This window comes from Arthrobacter sp. DMZ02-1R, from assembly GCF_057747935.1.
The window spans coordinates 3,020,240-3,036,675 of sequence record NZ_CM173230.1; the positions used below are offsets into that span (position 1 = coordinate 3,020,240).

Annotated in this window: 11 protein-coding genes; 6 read left to right on the forward strand and 5 right to left on the reverse strand. The window is 63.9% G+C overall.

Annotated features, from left to right (window positions below; translation table 11 throughout):
* Positions 1–9: 9 nt before the first annotated feature.
* The 4 genes from AC3ANQ_RS14540 to AC3ANQ_RS14555 all read right to left on the reverse strand — a co-directional run bounded on the left by AC3ANQ_RS14540 (position 10) and on the right by AC3ANQ_RS14555 (position 5,431).
* Entirely contained in the window at positions 10–1,305 is a 1,296-nt protein-coding gene (locus AC3ANQ_RS14540) for an RNA polymerase sigma factor (RefSeq protein WP_488301696.1), read from the reverse strand.
* 364 nt (positions 1,306–1,669) lie between these two features.
* Positions 1,670–2,935 (reverse strand): DUF4192 domain-containing protein, encoded by a 1,266-nt coding sequence (locus AC3ANQ_RS14545; protein WP_488301697.1) that lies wholly within the window; start codon positions 2,933–2,935, stop codon positions 1,670–1,672.
* 163 nt (positions 2,936–3,098) lie between these two features.
* Positions 3,099–4,457, reverse strand: a complete 1,359-nt coding sequence (locus AC3ANQ_RS14550) for an MFS transporter (RefSeq protein WP_488301698.1) — start codon at positions 4,455–4,457, stop codon at positions 3,099–3,101.
* A gap of 35 nt (positions 4,458–4,492) precedes the next feature.
* On the reverse strand, positions 4,493–5,431 hold the full coding sequence (locus tag AC3ANQ_RS14555; protein ID WP_395801971.1) for a proteasome assembly chaperone family protein: 939 nt from the start codon (positions 5,429–5,431) through the stop codon (positions 4,493–4,495).
* Between the two features lie 319 nt (positions 5,432–5,750).
* Between AC3ANQ_RS14555 and AC3ANQ_RS14560 the strand changes: the two genes are divergently transcribed.
* The 5 genes from AC3ANQ_RS14560 (at position 5,751) to AC3ANQ_RS14580 (ending at position 11,843) form a co-directional block, all read left to right on the forward strand.
* On the forward strand, positions 5,751–7,271 hold the full coding sequence (locus AC3ANQ_RS14560) for a leucyl aminopeptidase (protein ID WP_488301699.1): 1,521 nt from the start codon (positions 5,751–5,753) through the stop codon (positions 7,269–7,271).
* A gap of 235 nt (positions 7,272–7,506) precedes the next feature.
* Positions 7,507–8,889 (forward strand): dihydrolipoyl dehydrogenase, encoded by a 1,383-nt coding sequence (gene lpdA / locus AC3ANQ_RS14565; RefSeq protein ID WP_488301700.1) that lies wholly within the window; start codon positions 7,507–7,509, stop codon positions 8,887–8,889.
* 107 nt (positions 8,890–8,996) lie between these two features.
* Positions 8,997–10,721 carry a 2-oxoglutarate dehydrogenase, E2 component, dihydrolipoamide succinyltransferase gene (gene sucB / locus AC3ANQ_RS14570; RefSeq protein ID WP_488301701.1) on the forward strand — a complete coding sequence of 575 codons (1,725 nt, stop codon included), beginning with the start codon at positions 8,997–8,999 and terminating at the stop codon, positions 10,719–10,721.
* A gap of 157 nt (positions 10,722–10,878) precedes the next feature.
* Positions 10,879–11,232 (forward strand): hypothetical protein, encoded by a 354-nt coding sequence (locus tag AC3ANQ_RS14575; RefSeq protein WP_488301702.1) that lies wholly within the window; start codon positions 10,879–10,881, stop codon positions 11,230–11,232.
* A gap of 182 nt (positions 11,233–11,414) precedes the next feature.
* Entirely contained in the window at positions 11,415–11,843 is a 429-nt protein-coding gene (locus AC3ANQ_RS14580) for an OsmC family protein (RefSeq protein WP_265979004.1), read from the forward strand.
* A gap of 95 nt (positions 11,844–11,938) precedes the next feature.
* On the opposite strand, the gene AC3ANQ_RS14585 is transcribed toward AC3ANQ_RS14580, so the two are convergent.
* Positions 11,939–15,448: a S41 family peptidase gene (locus tag AC3ANQ_RS14585; RefSeq protein ID WP_488301703.1), complete on the reverse strand. Its 3,510-nt coding sequence runs from the start codon at positions 15,446–15,448 to the stop codon at positions 11,939–11,941.
* Positions 15,449–15,531: 83 nt separating this feature from the next.
* Between AC3ANQ_RS14585 and AC3ANQ_RS14590 the strand changes: the two genes are divergently transcribed.
* Positions 15,532–16,431: a TIGR01777 family oxidoreductase gene (locus tag AC3ANQ_RS14590; protein WP_488301704.1), complete on the forward strand. Its 900-nt coding sequence runs from the start codon at positions 15,532–15,534 to the stop codon at positions 16,429–16,431.
* The last annotated feature ends 5 nt before the right edge of the window (positions 16,432–16,436 follow it).

Consider the following 16,436-nt stretch of genomic DNA (forward strand, 5'->3'; position numbering starts at 1 on the left):
TCCGTTGCTTTAGTCGAGGTAGTCCCGCAGAACCTGCGACCGTGAGGGGTGGCGCAGTTTGGACATCGTCTTGGATTCGATCTGACGGATGCGTTCGCGGGTGACTCCGTAGACCTTGCCGATTTCGTCTAAAGTCTTCGGCTGGCCGTCGGTGAGGCCGAAGCGCATGGCTACCACGCCTGCTTCACGCTCGGACAGGGTATCGAGTACCGAGTGCAACTGCTCCTGGAGCAGGGTGAAGCTCACGGCATCCGCCGGCACCACGGCTTCGGAGTCCTCGATGAGGTCGCCGAACTCGGAGTCACCGTCCTCGCCAAGCGGGGTGTGCAGCGATATGGGCTCGCGGCCGTACTTCTGGACTTCGACGACCTTCTCGGGCGTCATGTCCAGTTCGAGGGCCAGTTCCTCAGGCGTGGGTTCGCGTCCGAGATCCTGCAGCATTTGGCGCTGGACGCGTGCCAGTTTGTTGATGACTTCCACCATGTGCACCGGGATGCGGATGGTGCGGGCTTGGTCTGCCATGGCGCGGGTGATGGCCTGGCGGATCCACCAGGTGGCGTAGGTGGAGAACTTGAAGCCCTTGGTATAGTCGAACTTCTCCACTGCACGGATCAGGCCCAGGTTTCCTTCCTGGATGAGGTCCAGGAACAGCATCCCGCGGCCGGTGTAGCGCTTGGCAAGGGAGACCACAAGGCGAAGGTTGGCTTCGAGGAGGTGGTTCTTGGCGCGCTTGCCGTCGTGGATGATGAACTCAAGCTCACGCTTGAGCTTCGGGTCCATGGAACCGTCGTCCGCGTTGACCTTCTCCTCTGCGAAGAGGCCGGCTTCAATGCGGAGCGCAAGGTCGACTTCCTGCTCCGCGTTCAGGAGGGCGACCTTACCGATCTGCTTCAAGTAATCCTTGACGGGGTCGGCCGTTGCGCCGGCAGACATAACCTGCTGGACAGGAGCGTCGTCGTCATCGGCATCCGAGTAGACAAAACCGGAACCTGTTGAGGCAGGCTTCTTGCCCTCGTCGCCTTCTTCGACTTCCTCGGTGAGCTCTGCTTCATCGGGAACGACGGCGTCAAAATCCTCGACTTCTTCGGAGTCCTCGTCGGCGCCGGCGGACTTGGTGGCTGCTTCGGCAGCGGCCTTGGCGCCGGGCTTGGGCCCGCGCTTCTTGGGTGCCGGCTTCTCTGCACCTGCAGTTGAAGCATTGGCAGCACGCGTTGCCGCACGCTTCGCAACTGTAGCCGCCTTCTTTTCTTCGGCGGACAGTTCGGCCTGGGCGGCGGGTTCCTTCTCGGCGGAAGACGGGGTCACAGAAAACCTTTCTAGCGGCGGTCTGTGGAATCACCATGGGGGCAACACCACTATGACCCTGTCAAGTCCGCGATGAACATCAAGTGCCATCGCCGACCGCAGAGTCTTTAGATAGAACTCCCGACGACGCCTAAATGTTCCCTAGGTTCAGGGACATTTGGGGCACTTGAAACACGGACCCAACCGGGTCTCGGCAACCATTGTCTCACGGTTTTGGATTCCGGGGGTCGATGAGGGCTTCCTTGCGGACAATTACGCGTCGGCGGATTTCCCGCGGTGATACGCTCTGGAGGCTTCAGGTCGGATGCCTGTCTTCACGTCGGGTCCCTGGCTTTACGTCGCATCACCACGTCACGGCATCTCGTCACGCCGCAGCCCCACCGAACTTCCGCCACGCAGAGGTCTTGCTTTTCGCCCACCCGCACACTGTGCCGCGTCGTACCACTTCCGCAAGAAGTTCCGCGAGTCGATAGCCCTGTTGTTCGGCGTCCGCTCGCGAAAAGAACTCGTCGGCGAACGAACCGCTTCCCTGACACCATTGAATCCACCCCCGGATCGTGAGCGCGGCAGCGCGTCCCTCGCCACCGCCGCGCCGCGAGAGCCTCGCCAGAACCCGGTCCAACGTGGTCAGCCGTTCCCAGTTCGGGTTATCCGGGTAGAGTCCCATCAACACGTCTCCGTACCGCAACGCGTTGATATCGGCAGCCGCGGTCCTCGGAGGCTCCCCTCCTGATGCCCGGCGCCCCTTCCCTGCTGCCGGCGACTTCCCTGCTGCCTGCGAGAGGGGACGAAGTCCGGGCGGAATGAGCAAGGCTTCTTCGTGATCGCCTTCGGGAGAAAAGAAGCGGAAGGCCTCCGCACCGCCGCGGGCGACGCCTTTCCCGGCGGCTGCCAAGACCACTACGGCGTCGCGCCACGCCGGGACCCGCAGGCTCGCCCGGAGGAACGCCGCAGCCTCAAGGTCGATTTCTTCGGGAAGACCGGAGTCGAGGACACGTGTCCACACATCCAGCATTTCTTCGAACGCCCCTTTGCTTTGCCACCTTCGAAGCATCTCCTCAAGGGTGGCGGCTTCCGCACTCAAGAACTCCGGATCAACGGCCGGTTCGTCCTCCGGCCCCAGCAACCGGGGTGACTCCCTGACGCTGCTCCCCCTGAAAACCATTTCGGCGTTGAGCCGGCTGTCGAGGATCTGGTCCACGGAACGCCCAGGGATAGGGCAGCACGCGACGTCGGTGCAGAACGCGCTGCGCCAGTAGTCAGAACCAATAAACCAGGCGTCCCGGAGCGCTAGGCCGCGGCGGGCCAGCACGAGATCCAATGCCTCCAGCAGCGGAACGTTGCCCCGCACAACGCCTCCATCTTCCCAGCCATCGTCACTGAAAATTGCCAAGAGTGCTCCGTCGGCGTCATGGTCCGCTTCCAAATATTCGGCGATCCTCCGTGAGTACACCGCGAGCACCCTTTCGGATCTGTCGGGTGGAAGGTCCACTCGCAGGGTGGCGCCTAGCGTCTGGCCGCGCAAAGTGATGGCCACGAGACTCTCCTTTGGCCAGTGCCCCAAGGCATGGGGAATGAAGCCCAGAATGTCCTCGGGCCGGGAGATGGTTACACGTTTGTCTGCTGTCATGAATCCAGCATCGGCAGCAAAAGGCGGCGACGGCAGGCCTCATTTGCCCTATGTGGACAAAGGTTCCAGTGACTGCCTGTGGAGGAACACTTCCGCAGTCCGCACTACGACGCCTCCCGAAGAAAGGCGGGCCACCGCGAAAGGGCGCCAGGGCGGAAGCAGGCTAGCTCGCTGAGCTTCGCTGCTTCGCGAGCCGTTCGCGTCGCAATTCCACGCGGCGCCGGCGCTGATTTGCCAATGACACGAGGAGCGGTGGAACGTGCACGCCCTGCGCCGCCATCTGGCGGCGCACCTTGCGGCGGGTCATGACGATCAAGACGGTACCCACAAGAAGGAATAGGAATTGCACGCTCAATGCGATGCGAAAGGACGCCAGGCCGTACAGCTCCCCGCCTGAGAAGCCGCTGGTGTGGAGAATATCTAGGATGAGCCCCACCAAGTAGATCGTCAGGAGCGCCGCAACGAAGCCGCCCACGTTGACGATGCCCGTGGCAGTACCGATCCTGTGGGACGGATTGAATGTCCGGGCAAAATCAAAGCCGATCATGGACCCGGGGCCACCGATAGCGAGAGCGATCACCAACAAGGCAAGCAACCACAAGGGCGCCCGGTTTGGCAGCAGCAGAACCGCACCCCAGGCAAGTGCGGTGGCCGCCGTAATCAGGAGGACCATGGCCGAGCGCCGCATCGGGTGCCTGGCCACGAAGGTTCCAAACAGAGGCCCCACGAGAATGCTCGTAACCACAAAAAGTCCCATCAGGGCGGACACGGTGGCCGCGTCCAGGCCCTGCGCCGACACCAGAAACGGGTAGCCCCAGGACATGGCGAAGACGTTACCGCTGAACTGGACAGTGAAGTGGCACCAGAGCCCCAAGCGCGTCCCGGGCTGCCGCCACGCACGCGCCAAGGTCACACCCGTGGCGCGCAGCCCTTGCGCGCTCTCCCGGGGCGGATGACCGGGCGGCACGTCCCTGAGCAAGGCGAGGACAAGGACGACGGCGAGTGCGGACAGGGAACTCAGCGCCAAGAAGGCTGTATTCCAGCCCGCGGAATGGAGGACCAGCGCGAACGGCACCACACTGATGAGCTGGCCGAGCTGGCCCGACATTCCGGTCAGCTGGGTGACGAGCGGAACCCGGGCCGGCGCGAACCAGATCGGCACGAGCCGGATCACGGAGACAAAGGTCATGGCGTCGCCTGCGCCGACGAGCACCCGGCCGAGCACGCCGCCCGGAACCGTCTCGGCATAAGCCAGTTGGAGTTGGCCGAGCCCCATGAGCACGGCCCCGCTGGCAATCATGGCGCGGGAACCGAAGCGGTCAACGAGCAGCCCGACCGGTATCTGGAGGCCGGCATAGACGAGCAATTGCAGCACCGTGAAGAAGGAAATAGCGGCAGCGCTGGCATGGAATCGCTCAGTCGCTTCAAGTCCGGACACACCAAACGATGTGCGCTGGGCCACTGCCACCAGATAGGCGAGCACCCCGATCGTCCATATGAGCCAGGCGCGGGGTGCGTTCACCCTTCCATTATGCCCGGGGCTGCATTAAAGCTGCTTTATGGGCGCGCATCTTTACGTGCGAGGTACGCCTCAACCGCGGCGCCCAAGTCCTCGGCGTTGGGCAGCTCGTCGTTCTCGTCAGCGAGCAGGGATCGGCGGACGGTCCCCTCGGCTTTGTCGTCATAGCGGGATTCCAGTTTCGAAACCACCTGCTGGACGTCCTCGGATGCCTCCACCTGTTCTGCGATCTGCCGGCCCACTTCCCTGCCGGCCTCACGGAGACGGTCCGTGGGCAGCATCAGGGACGTCGCCGCACCGAGGTATTCAAGACCCGCGACCGCGGCTGGCGGGTACTCCGCATCGGCGAGGTAGTGCGGAACATGGATAACGTAACCGGCCACCTTGCGCCCGGCTTCGCTCAGCCGCAGTTCAAGAATGTGGCCAATGGCCGAAGGGACATCGACAGTAGGCTTCCACGTTGAGATCCCTTCGATGAGTTCCGGGCGGTTGCCGTGCACCGTGACCCCGACCGGCCGGGTGTGCGGAACCGGCATGGGGATCGAGTGGATCCACGTAACCAAGTTGACCTCGAGTTTTTCCACGATCCCAACGACGGCGCGCGAGAACCGCTCCCACTGGAGGTCGGGTTCAAAACCGGCAAGCAGCAGGAAGGGCTCGCCCAGGCCGTCCTTCAGCATGTAAAGCGCCAACTGAGGGGCCTTGTAATCCTCCAGATGGTCCTCGACGAAGCTGATGTGGGGACGGCGCGTGCGGTAGTCAATGAGCTGGTCGGCATCGAAGACGGCCACGGTTTCGACCTCAAGGGTGTCCAGCAGTTCCCGGTTGATCTGGTGGACCACGTGGCCGGCATCGGCAAACCCCGTGAAGCCCATCAGCATGTTGAGCCCCCTGATTTCCGGGCTGTGGAAGAGCTCGGTGTTGCTCGCGTACAGCGACTCAGGGTCAAGGAGTGAGCCGGAAATCCGTTCAAACACGGCGTGTTCCTTTCGCAGTTGCAAATTCTAGGAGGAGCAGGCGTCCGCACACCGCGGCAGGTGCCTTCGGCGGCCGGCCACGCTCCATGTATTGGTACAACGCCCCGGACAGGCTACGCATTCCTGTCAGCTTGTGTGCTGCAACTCTCACTTAATTGCTATCCGGCGCAACAGACAGACTACGATCGAGACGTGCCGCCATATGCGGACCGACGCAACCGCAAACGTTGTCACAAGCGGACAACCGACGGGTATCAGGGCCGGGCGCCCAACATGCAGCCCGGCCAATCCATGCAGAGAGAAATGAGGACGGATCCTCGTGGTGAAGACTACAGACATCACCCTTGGCACCATTGCCAAGGACCTGAAAAAGTCGCCCAGCGACGCACTCGTGATAGGCATCGGGCAGGGTCCTGACGGACCGGTTCTGCTCGGGAACCCGCTGAGCGCCAAGGCTGCGGAATCCCTCGCAGCCTCGCTGGGACTCCTGGGCATCACAGGAGCAGCCGATCAGGTTCACCGTCTGCCAGGTCTTCCGGAGACCGGCTCGGGCGTTCTTGTCCTGGCGGGTGTCGGCAAAGTGGCCGACGACGCTCCCCTCACTGAGGAAGCCCTGCGCCGCGCTGCGGGATCCGCGGTCCGGCAACTGGCTGGCCTTTCCTCCGTGACGCTCGCCCTCCCGACGGCGTCCCTCGCCGATGTCGCAGCTGTAGCCGAAGGCGCCGTGCTCGGTTCCTATTCCTACACCGAGCACCGCTCCAGCAAGGACGGCCTCAAGGATCGGGTCGGCAAGGTCCTGATCCACACTGCGCTTGACGGCAAGGAAGTCCAGACCTACCTTGACCGGGCGTTGCTCGTGGGACGCGCGGTCAATGCGACCCGTACGCTGGTCAACCAGCCGCCAAGCCACCTTTACCCGGAGTCCTTTGCCGAAGCTGCCAAAGAACTGTCCAAGGGACTCCCGGTCAAGGTGACCGTGTGGGACGAGAAGCGCCTTGAGAAAGACGGCTTCGGCGGAATCCTGGGCGTCGGAAAGGGTTCAACCCGCCAACCGCGCCTTGTCAAGGTGGAGTACGCACCGGCGAAAGCCACCAAGAAGATCGCGCTCGTGGGCAAGGGCATCACCTTCGACACTGGCGGCATTTCGATCAAGCCGGCCCTCGGCATGGGCGACATGAAGAGCGATATGGCGGGCGCCGCCGTCGTACTTAATACTGTTTTGGCCGTCGCGGGACTCGGGTTGCCGGTCAAGGTGACCGCGTGGCTCTGCATCGCCGAGAACATGCCCTCCGGCGCGGCACAGCGCCCGGCGGATGTCCTCACGGTCTACGGCGGCAAGACGGTGGAGGTCCTCAACACCGACGCCGAGGGACGCCTGGTCATGGCCGACGGCCTGGTCGCGGCGAGCCTCGAACAGCCGGATGCCATCATCGACGTCGCAACGCTCACCGGCGCACAATTGATCGCCCTCGGCGACCGTACTGCAGGCGTCATGGGTTCGGATGCTGTCACCGGCGCGCTCAAGTCCGCTGCCGACCGCGCCGGCGAACTCGTCTGGCCGATGCCGCTGCCGGAAGAACTGCGGGCAAGCCTCGATTCGCAAGTGGCGGACATCGCCAACATCGGCGAACGCCACGGCGGAATGATGACCGCGGCCGTTTTCCTGCGCGAGTTCGTCGGCAAGGACGCAGACGGCAAGCAAATCCCCTGGGCACACGTCGACATCGCCGGCCCGTCCTTCAACAACGGAAGCCCTTACGGCTACACGCCCAAGCAAGGCACCGGTTGCACCGTCCGGACGCTGCTCGCCTACGTCGAAGACGTGCTGGCAACCGCCTGAACCAGCCTCCAAGTGGGGCCGGTTCATGACCGGCCCCACGGCCCGACGTGAGTCTGGCCACAAGCGCCCCACAAAAGCCTCGGCAGGGTGGAGCATGGATAAGTGGTTCGCTAAGGTGAACCACGGTAGTCACAAATGCAAGAGAACTTCGGTGCTGGCATAATCGCGGCAGTACAAGTTCCAAGACCAGATGACGCGTAGTCGCGTGTCATCGCTCACGCGAGGGAGCGTCCTAGTGGCCGATCAGGCAACTGCGCAAGAATTCGACATCCTGGTACTCGGTGGCGGCAGCGGCGGCTACGCCACGGCTCTGCGTGCCGTTCAGCTTGGTTTCACCGTTGGTCTCGTCGAGAAGGCAAAGCTCGGCGGAACCTGCCTGCACAACGGGTGTATCCCCACCAAGGCACTGCTGCACTCGGCCGAACTGGCCGATCACGCACGCGATTCCGCCAAGTACGGCGTCAACGTCACGTTGGACAGCATCGACATCACCGCCGTGAACGCTTACAAGGACGGAATCGTCGCCGGTAAGTACAAGGGCCTGCAGGGACTCATCAAGTCCAAGGGCATCACGGTCATCGAGGGCGAAGGCAAGCTCCAGGGCACCGACACCGTAGTAGTCAACAGCACGGTGTACAAGGGCAAGAACATCGTTCTCGCCACCGGCTCGTACTCCCGTTCGCTGCCCGGCCTCGAAATCGGCGGCCGCGTCATCACTTCCGACGAAGCGCTGACCATGGACTACATCCCGAAGAGTGTCATCGTCCTCGGCGGCGGCGTCATCGGCGTCGAATTCGCTTCTGTATGGAAGTCCTTCGGCGTCGACGTCACGATCGTTGAAGGCCTCCCTTCCCTGGTTCCCAACGAAGACACCGCCATCGTCAAGAACCTTGAGCGCGCCTTCAAGAAGCGTGGCATCAAGTTCAGCACCGGCGTCTTCTTCCAGGGCGTGGAGCAGGACAACAACGGCGTGAAGGTCACCTTGGTTGACGGCCAGACCTTCGAAGCCGATCTCCTCCTGGTTGCCGTGGGCCGCGGCCCGGTCACCGCCAACCTTGGTTACGAAGAAGCAGGTATCACCCTCGACCGCGGCTTCGTCATCACCAACGAACGCCTGCACACCGGCGTCGGCAACGTCTACGCCGTCGGCGACATCGTCCCCGGCGTCCAGTTGGCCCACCGCGGGTACCAGCAGGGCATCTTCGTCGCCGAAGAGATCGCGGGCCTGAACCCGGTGGTCGTTGAAGACGTGAACGTCCCGAAGGTCACTTTCTGCGAACCCGAAATCGCCACCGTTGGCTACACCGAAAAGGGGGCCAAGGAGAAGTTCGGCGAGGACCAGGTCCAGACCCAGGAATACAACCTGGCCGGCAACGGCAAGAGCTCCATCCTGGGCACCGGCGGCATCGTGAAGGTCGTCCGCCAGAAGGACGGCCCCGTCGTCGGTATCCACATGATCGGCTCCCGCATGGGTGAACAGATCGGCGAAGCACAGCTGATCGTCAACTGGGAAGCACACCCGGAGGACGTGGCTCAGTTCATCCACGCACACCCGACGCAGAACGAGACCCTGGGCGAAGTCCACCTCGCCCTGGCGGGCAAGCCGCTCCACGGCTAAGTCTTTACGCAAGACACCCGGTCCTGCGCCCGCACGAACTGCGGGCGCAGGACCCCAGCAGGCACCACTCATCCGCACTAAAGATCAATAAGGAGAACGGGGACGACATGTCTGAATCCGTTAACTTGCCCGCCCTTGGTGAAAGCGTCACCGAAGGCACCGTCACTCGCTGGCTCAAGCAGGTTGGTGACCGAGTGGAAGTCGACGAGCCCCTGCTCGAAGTTTCCACCGACAAAGTAGACACTGAAATCCCGTCTCCTATTGCCGGCATCATCGAAGAGATCCTCGTAGCTGAAGACGAGACCGCCGAAGTCGGTGCTCCCCTGGTCCGGATCGGTAGCGGCAGCAATGGCGCAGCAGCTCCCGCAGAGGCACCTGTGGCAGAAGCACCGGCGGCGCCCGCCCCTGTCGAAGCGCCGGCTCCTGAAGCGGCACCGGCCCCAGCAGCCGAGCCGGCTGAGGCACCCGCAGCAGCTCCTGCCGCCGCATCGGGCCACGATGTGACCCTGCCGGCCCTGGGCGAAAGCGTCACCGAAGGCACGGTAACCCGCTGGCTCAAGGCCGTCGGCGACACCGTCGAGGTCGACGAGCCGCTCCTTGAGGTGTCCACCGACAAGGTCGACACCGAAATCCCCTCCCCTGTTGCTGGTACCCTGCTGGAAATCCGCGTCAACGAAGACGACACCGCTGAAGTCGGATCAGTCCTGGCTGTCATCGGCTCCGGCGCCCCCGCCGCCGCTGCACCGGCACCAGAAGCTGCTCCCGCACCAGCCGCTCCGGCTGCCGCTCCCGCACCAGCCGCAGCCGCTCCGGCTGCCCCCGCGCCCGTTGTTGAGGCAGTACCCGCAGCAGCACCCGCCGCCCCGCCAGCTCCGGCCCCGGTTTCAACAGAATCCGGATACGTCACCCCCCTCGTCCGCAAGCTTGCCAACCAGAACGGTGTCGACATCACCACCGTGACGGGCACCGGCGTCGGCGGCCGGATCCGGAAGCAGGACGTGCTCGCCGCGGCCGAAGCAAAGAAGGCAGCCGCTGCCACTCCCGCGCCGGCGTCCGCAGCTCCTGCGGCCCCCAGCAAGCCTGCCGCCGCTCCCGTGGTTGCCTCTTCGCTGCGCGGGACCGTGGAAAAGGCTCCGCGCATCCGCCAGGTCATCGCCCGCCGCATGCGTGAGTCACTCGAAACCTCCACGCAGCTGACCCAGGTGCACGAGGTCGACATGACCAAGATCGCCAAGCTCCGGCTCAAGGCCAAGGGTTCCTTCGAAGCCCAGAACGGCGTCAAGCTCACCTTCCTGCCGTTCATCGCCAAGGCCGTCGCTGAAGCACTGAAGCAGCACCCCAAGCTGAACGCTGCCTACGACGAAGCCAAACAGGAAATCACCTACCACAACGCGGAACACCTCGCGATTGCGGTAGACACCGACAAGGGCCTCCTGGTCCCGGTCATTTCCGACGCCGGCAACCTGAACCTCGCAGGCCTGGCCAGCAAGATCGCCGACGTCGCCGGCCGCACGCGCCAGGGAAAGATCGGTCCTGACGAGCTGTCCGGCGGCACCTTCAGCATCACCAACATCGGTTCTGTGGGCGCCCTGTTCGACACGCCGATCATCAACCAGCCGCAGGTAGGAATCCTGGGCACCGGCGCCATCGTCAAGCGCCCAGTGGTGGTTGCTGACGAGAACGGCGACGACTCGATCGCCATCCGCTCCATGATGTACCTGTCGCTGACGTACGACCACCGCTTGGTCGACGGCGCCGACGCCGGCCGCTTCCTGCAGACCCTCAAGGCCCGCCTTGAAGAAGGTGCCTTCGAAGCGGACCTGGGCCTCTGATTCCAGTCATGGCGTAGCGACCGCACCGCCTAACGGTGCGGATCACGACGACGGGCAGGCACCGGTGGGAAACCGCCGGGGCCTGCCCTTTTTTTGTGCGCGCACTTGCTCCGTGGCTTTGCTACGGCATGTAGAAGATTCTGGCTAAGCTGGAGCCATGAGTATTCTCTTCAACGTCCTGCTGTTCTTGCACATCGTCGGCGCAGCCATGATTGTGGGCTTCTGGATCGCCACCATGAAGCAGCCGACCGTCCACCCGCGTCAGCGGGATGGCGCATTCGTGCAGCTGATCACCGGCATTGCCATGATGGGAATCCTGCCCATGCTGCCCAATGCCCACCCCGACTACTTCAAACTCGGTATCAAGTTCGTCATCGGCCTCGCCGTAGCCGTGCTCGCCGTCATTGGCTCCCGCAAGGTCAAGAAGGGCGAACCGGTCTCCACCGGCCTCGCACACGGCGTCGGAGGATTAGCCTTGATCAACATCGCCATCGCCACGATCTGGCAGTAATTCCCTGATCGACATGCGGCCGCCTGGACCCACCGTCCAGGCGGTCGTTGCCGTTTTGGCCGTGGCGGTCACAATCCTCTGAGAGCGGACAAGCGCTGCGCCGCCGTCGTCGAATCCCTAGGATTGAACCCGGCGGCATCCGGCATCCGGATGCCAATTCGCAACGACGCAGAGGAGTGGACATGGCTACAACACGCACCGCACACACCGTATGGAACGGCAACCTGATCGAAGGCGCCGGCAACACCACGCTGGACAGCTCCGGACTCGGAAACTTCGACGTTACCTGGAAGGCCCGTGCGGAGTCCGCAGAGGGCAAGACCAGCCCGGAAGAGCTGATTGCGGCAGCACACTCGGCATGCTTCTCGATGGCCTTCAGCAACGGCGTGGCAGGCGCAGGCTTCACCCCCGAAGAGGTCAACACCAAGGCCGACGTCACATTCCAGCCAGGTGTTGGCATCACCGGTATCCACCTCACCGTGAGCGCACGCATCCCGGGTGTCTCCGAGGAAGAATTCCAGCGCCTGGCCGAAGACGCCAAGGTGAACTGCCCGGTCTCACAGGCACTCCGGGCAACCCCGATCACGCTGGAAGCCTCTTTGGCCTCCTAGCACTAAGCGCGAAAGGCCCCGCCGACTCCCCGTATCAGGGGTTGGCGGGGCCTTTCGCGTTGGCCGATCCGGGGCCTTTTGCCAGGCGGTTTGGTTCAGCCTTGTTGCGGCCGAGCGGGCAGTGCGGCCGGACGGACCTTACGGTAGCCTTCGCGCAGCGGAGGCCGGTCAGTGGGCAATTCCTGGACCATTTCCTTGAGCGCACCAATCCCGTACTCCAACTGGGGATCCATGCCCGCTGCGTAAGCGTGCGGCGGGAACACCACTTCGATGTCGGGCTCAACCCCAAAGTTCTCCACGCTCCAGCCGATGCCGCCGGAGAACCATGTGGCATAACGCGGCTGGGTCACACCCGTGCCGTCAGCCAGGGAGAAGCGGTTGTCGATGCCCACAACGCCTCCCCAAGTCCGCGTGCCGATGACGGGACCGATGCCGCGGAGCTTGGACACCTGCGTGATGATGTCGCCGTCGGAGCCGGCGAATTCGTCGGTGAGGATAATGACCGGTCCTCGCGGAGCATGTTGGGGGTACGTTCGTGGCTTTTCGCCCCGGGGCATGCTCCAGCCCGTGACCTTGCGGCCGATCAGTTCAGCCACCAGTTGAGACGTGTGGCCGCCGCGGTTGCGCCGGACATCAACAATCAACCCGTCCAGGGCGGTCTCGGTATCGAGATCCCTGTGAAGCTGTGCCCAGCCGTTGGCCATCATGTCCGGGACGTGCAGGTAGCCGAACTTTCCATCCGAGGCCTCGCGTACGGTACGCCGGTTGGCATGTACCCATTCCTGGTACCGCAGGCGTTCCTCGTCCTTCACAGGAACCACGGCAATACGCCGCTGCCGACCAGCCGCTTCACCGTGTCCATCGCCATTGAGGAGCGTGAGTTCCACGGTGCGGCCAGCGGCGCCCACCAGTTGTTTTGCCGGAGTTCGGTCCGCTGAAAGCCCGACGCCGTCAATCGCCAAGACGACGTCGCCCACCTTCGCGTCGGCTCCGGGTCGCGTCAACGGCGAGTTGGACAGGGGGTCTGAGGAGTCTCCCGCGAGGATGCGCGTGATCTTCCAGCCAGCCTCCGTGAACTTAAGATCGGCACCGAGCCGGCCCTGTCCGTTGCTGCCGGGTTCACCCGCGGCCGCCGGACGTACATAGGCGTGGGAGGTACCGAGCTCGCCATGGATTTCCCACAGAAGGTCCACCAAGTCGTCGTGCGATCCGAGGCGTTCGACGACGGGACGGTACAGGCGGTGCACCGATTCCCAGTCCTGGCCGGCCATGTCCTCGGTCCAGAAGAAGTCCCGCTGCAGCCGCCATGCTTCGTCGAACGCTTGCGCCCACACAGCAAGCGGATCCATGATGACCCGGATCCGGTTGAGCTCAACGTTGACGCGCTCACCTGAGTCATCATCAACCTTGGTGTCCGAGGGCACGGCAATAACAAGCTTGTCGTTGACGAAGACCAGTTTCTTGCCGTCACCGGACAGCCGGTAGCGCTCAACCGCCGAAGCCAAGGTGACCTGCTTTTGCTTCGAAAGCTCGTAGCGGACCAAAGCGGGAGCCGGTGCCTTGTCCTGCGCCTTCCCCCGGCCTTCTCCAGTAACACCTGAAAGCGGGGTGTCGAGCCACAGGAGCGCATCGCTGGCAGCAGAAAGATCCGAGTAGTTGCCTTGCGGCACGGGGACGCCGATGACACGCAATGCCAGGCCGTCAAGGTCCACCCGGACCTGGACAGTCGCTCCCGCGCTGTCCTTCGCGCCGCCCGTCGCCACTGTGGCAGCCTCGGTCTCCTCAAACAGGTCCACGACCGGCCCGAAGGGAGAGGGAGTGTCCGCTGCGAGTGCCACGAGGTACGGCTTGATCGGGCTGGGGAAGGACAAATCGAAGGCGTGGCCGTCGTAGACGGGATCAAAACTGCGATTCGACAGGAACGCCAGGAACTTGCCGTCGGGGGTGAATGTCGGTGATTCGTCACAAAAACGGCCATCGGTGACATCCACAATGTCTTCCGGGCTGGCTGTATTGATCATCCGCAGCTTGCTCCGCGAACCAAACGACGTCACAGGTTCGGACCACGCGAGCCATTGTGAGTCCGGCGACCACGCGAGTCCGTCAATGCTGCCATCCCCCACGCTCACAACCAGCGACAAAGTGCCACCGTCCGTGTCTGCGAGGTAGACGTCACCGAATGCGGTACCTACTGCAAGCCGTCGGCCATCAGGGCTGGCCTCAAGGGCACTCGGGCGGGCTGCCCTGGGGAAGTCGATCCGCAGCTCGTCCGCCTGGCCCTCCGGAGCGACGTCGAACGCCGCTGGGCTGCCCTCTGAGGCCGGAGCGGCTTCCGTGTGCGGCTGCGCATGCCGAAGCGCGGGCATCACCGGCTGTCCCGCGATGGCTGACGCAGAGACGGGGCGGGGCAACTGAGCGGCGCCAGCCTCGTCGGATGCGGGCGGCACTTCGGTTTCGGGCGCCACAGGGGCGGCATCCTGGACCGGGGCTGCGAGGGTCGGCCGCGGGACCCGCGGGGCGATCCTCTTGATGTAAACGGAGTCGACGCCGTCGTGGTCCGCCACATAGGCGATACGACCGTCGATGAGGGGCCGCGGAAGCCTTGCCCGCACGCCGGGAGTCGCTTCGACAACCCGGGACGGCCCGTCTTTGTGGCGCAGCCAGTGGATGGTTCCGTGGGATTCCACTGCGCTGGCCGAACCTACGGCATTCGGGCACACTTCGCCCAAGTGGGCGGCTACCTTCAGTGGTGCCGGTCGGCGCGACTGCGATGCCGAGCCGAGCGTAATGTCGACCTGTACCGCTTCTGCATCGGCCTCGAGCGTCGGCAGGATCCACAACTCGCCTGCCGATTCGAAGATGACTCGCTTGCCGTCGCTCGCTGCGTGCCGGACATAGAAATCTTCATGATCGGTGTGCCGGCGCAGATCGGTTCCGTCGGGCTGCACGGAGTAGAGATTTCCGTATCCCTCGTGGTCCGAAAGGAAGGCGATCCGGCCACCTACCCACAGCGGGTCCGCGAGATTCCCGTCGAGTTCAGGGACCAGACGGGCGAACTCGCCGTTTCCGTCGGCGTCGATCCACAGCTTTCCAGCTGTACCGCCGCGATACCGTTTCCACCAAGCGGGCTCGCGGGAGAGCACGCTAGCGAGGACAACGGGACGCTCATCTCCCACTTCCGGACCGAACACCAGCGATTCCACCGGACCCAAGGGAAGTTCGACGGCGGGGCCACCGTCAAGCGGCAAGGCGTAGGCGTGGGTGTGCCGCCCCTCGGCCTGTTCGAAAGCGGAGGTGACCACAACGTCGCCCCCGGAGGTGAATCCCTTGACCCGGGTAGTGCTGTGGCCAAAGTAGCTCAACTGCCGGTACCCGCCGCCGTCGACCTCTGCTGTGACCACCTCGGGAGCCGCGCCGACGATCGTCGTCCAGACAAGCCGCTTGCCGTCCGGGCTGAAGCGCGGATTGCGTGCGGGCAACTGCTGCGCTGAAATCCGCCATGCGCGGCCTCCGGCCACGGGCGCGATCCAAACGTCGTCTTCGGCTACGAAGGTGAGTAGATCACCATGCAGATGCGGGAAACGGAAGTAGCTGGAGGAGGTCATTGTTCGATCATAGTCAAAGGAGAAGCAAGCTCTCTGAGGCCTGCCGGAGTGCCGAAGTGACGCTCGCCATGATGTGATGAGGCATGCGAATCGTGATTTCGGGTGCATCGGGATTTATCGGAACCGCGCTGACCGAGCGTCTTCTTCGGAAGGGGCACGACGTCGTCAGGCTAGTTCGCCGCCCACCAACAGGAACCGACGAGGCACAGTGGGATCCTGGCGCGGGGCAATTGGACGAGGCGGTCCTGGACGGCGCGGACGCGGTGGTCAATCTCTCCGGGGCAGGCATCGGGGACCGCCGCTGGACCAATTCACGTGTGCGGGAAATCATCGACTCACGCCTGCGGTCAACAAAAACACTCACGGCGGCCATGGGGCGGCTCGGAACCCCGCCCGGAACGTTTCTGAGCCAGTCAGCGTCGGGCTACTACGGCTCGTCCCGGGCCGGTCTGCTCCGTGAGGAAACGGGACCGGGCAAGGGCATGCTGGCCACCCTGTGCGTTGATTGGGAGGCCGCCGCCCACAAGGCCCCTGCGGGCGTTCGGGTCGTGACCCCGCGCACCGGCGTGGTCCTCAGCCCTGACGGCGGGGCACTGGGGCCACTCCTGCCGTTATTGAAGTTGGGCGTGGGTGGTCCGCTGGGAAATGGTCGGCAATACTGGCCATGGATTTCGTTGGTGGATGAAGTCTCCGCTTTCGAATACCTGCTCGACTCGCCGCTTGAGGGTCCCGTCAATGTCTGCGCTCCCGAAAGTGCTGACGTCAACGCGATAGTTGCCCAGCTGGCGGCAGCGCTCCACCGACCAGCGTTCTTCCGCGTACCGGCTCCGGCGTTGCGCCTCGTGTTGGGCGGCCATCTGGCAGAGGAACTGGTTCTTGCCAACCAGCGCATGGAACCAGCCAAGCTTATGGCCGCCGGCTTTGACTGGCAGCACCCCGCACTGGCTGACGCGGCCCGATGGGTGGCAAGCGGCGGCAACTGATCACC

Coding starts and splice junctions, on each gene's coding strand:
- AC3ANQ_RS14545 (WP_488301697.1), bottom strand. CDS start 2,935: ATGACAGCAGACAAACGTGTAACCATCTCCCGGCCCGAGGACATTCTG.
- sucB (WP_488301701.1), top strand. CDS start 8,997: ATGTCTGAATCCGTTAACTTGCCCGCCCTTGGTGAAAGCGTCACCGAA.
- AC3ANQ_RS14575 (WP_488301702.1), top strand. CDS start 10,879: ATGAGTATTCTCTTCAACGTCCTGCTGTTCTTGCACATCGTCGGCGCA.
- AC3ANQ_RS14580 (WP_265979004.1), top strand. CDS start 11,415: ATGGCTACAACACGCACCGCACACACCGTATGGAACGGCAACCTGATC.
- AC3ANQ_RS14585 (WP_488301703.1), bottom strand. CDS start 15,448: ATGACCTCCTCCAGCTACTTCCGTTTCCCGCATCTGCATGGTGATCTA.
- AC3ANQ_RS14590 (WP_488301704.1), top strand. CDS start 15,532: ATGCGAATCGTGATTTCGGGTGCATCGGGATTTATCGGAACCGCGCTG.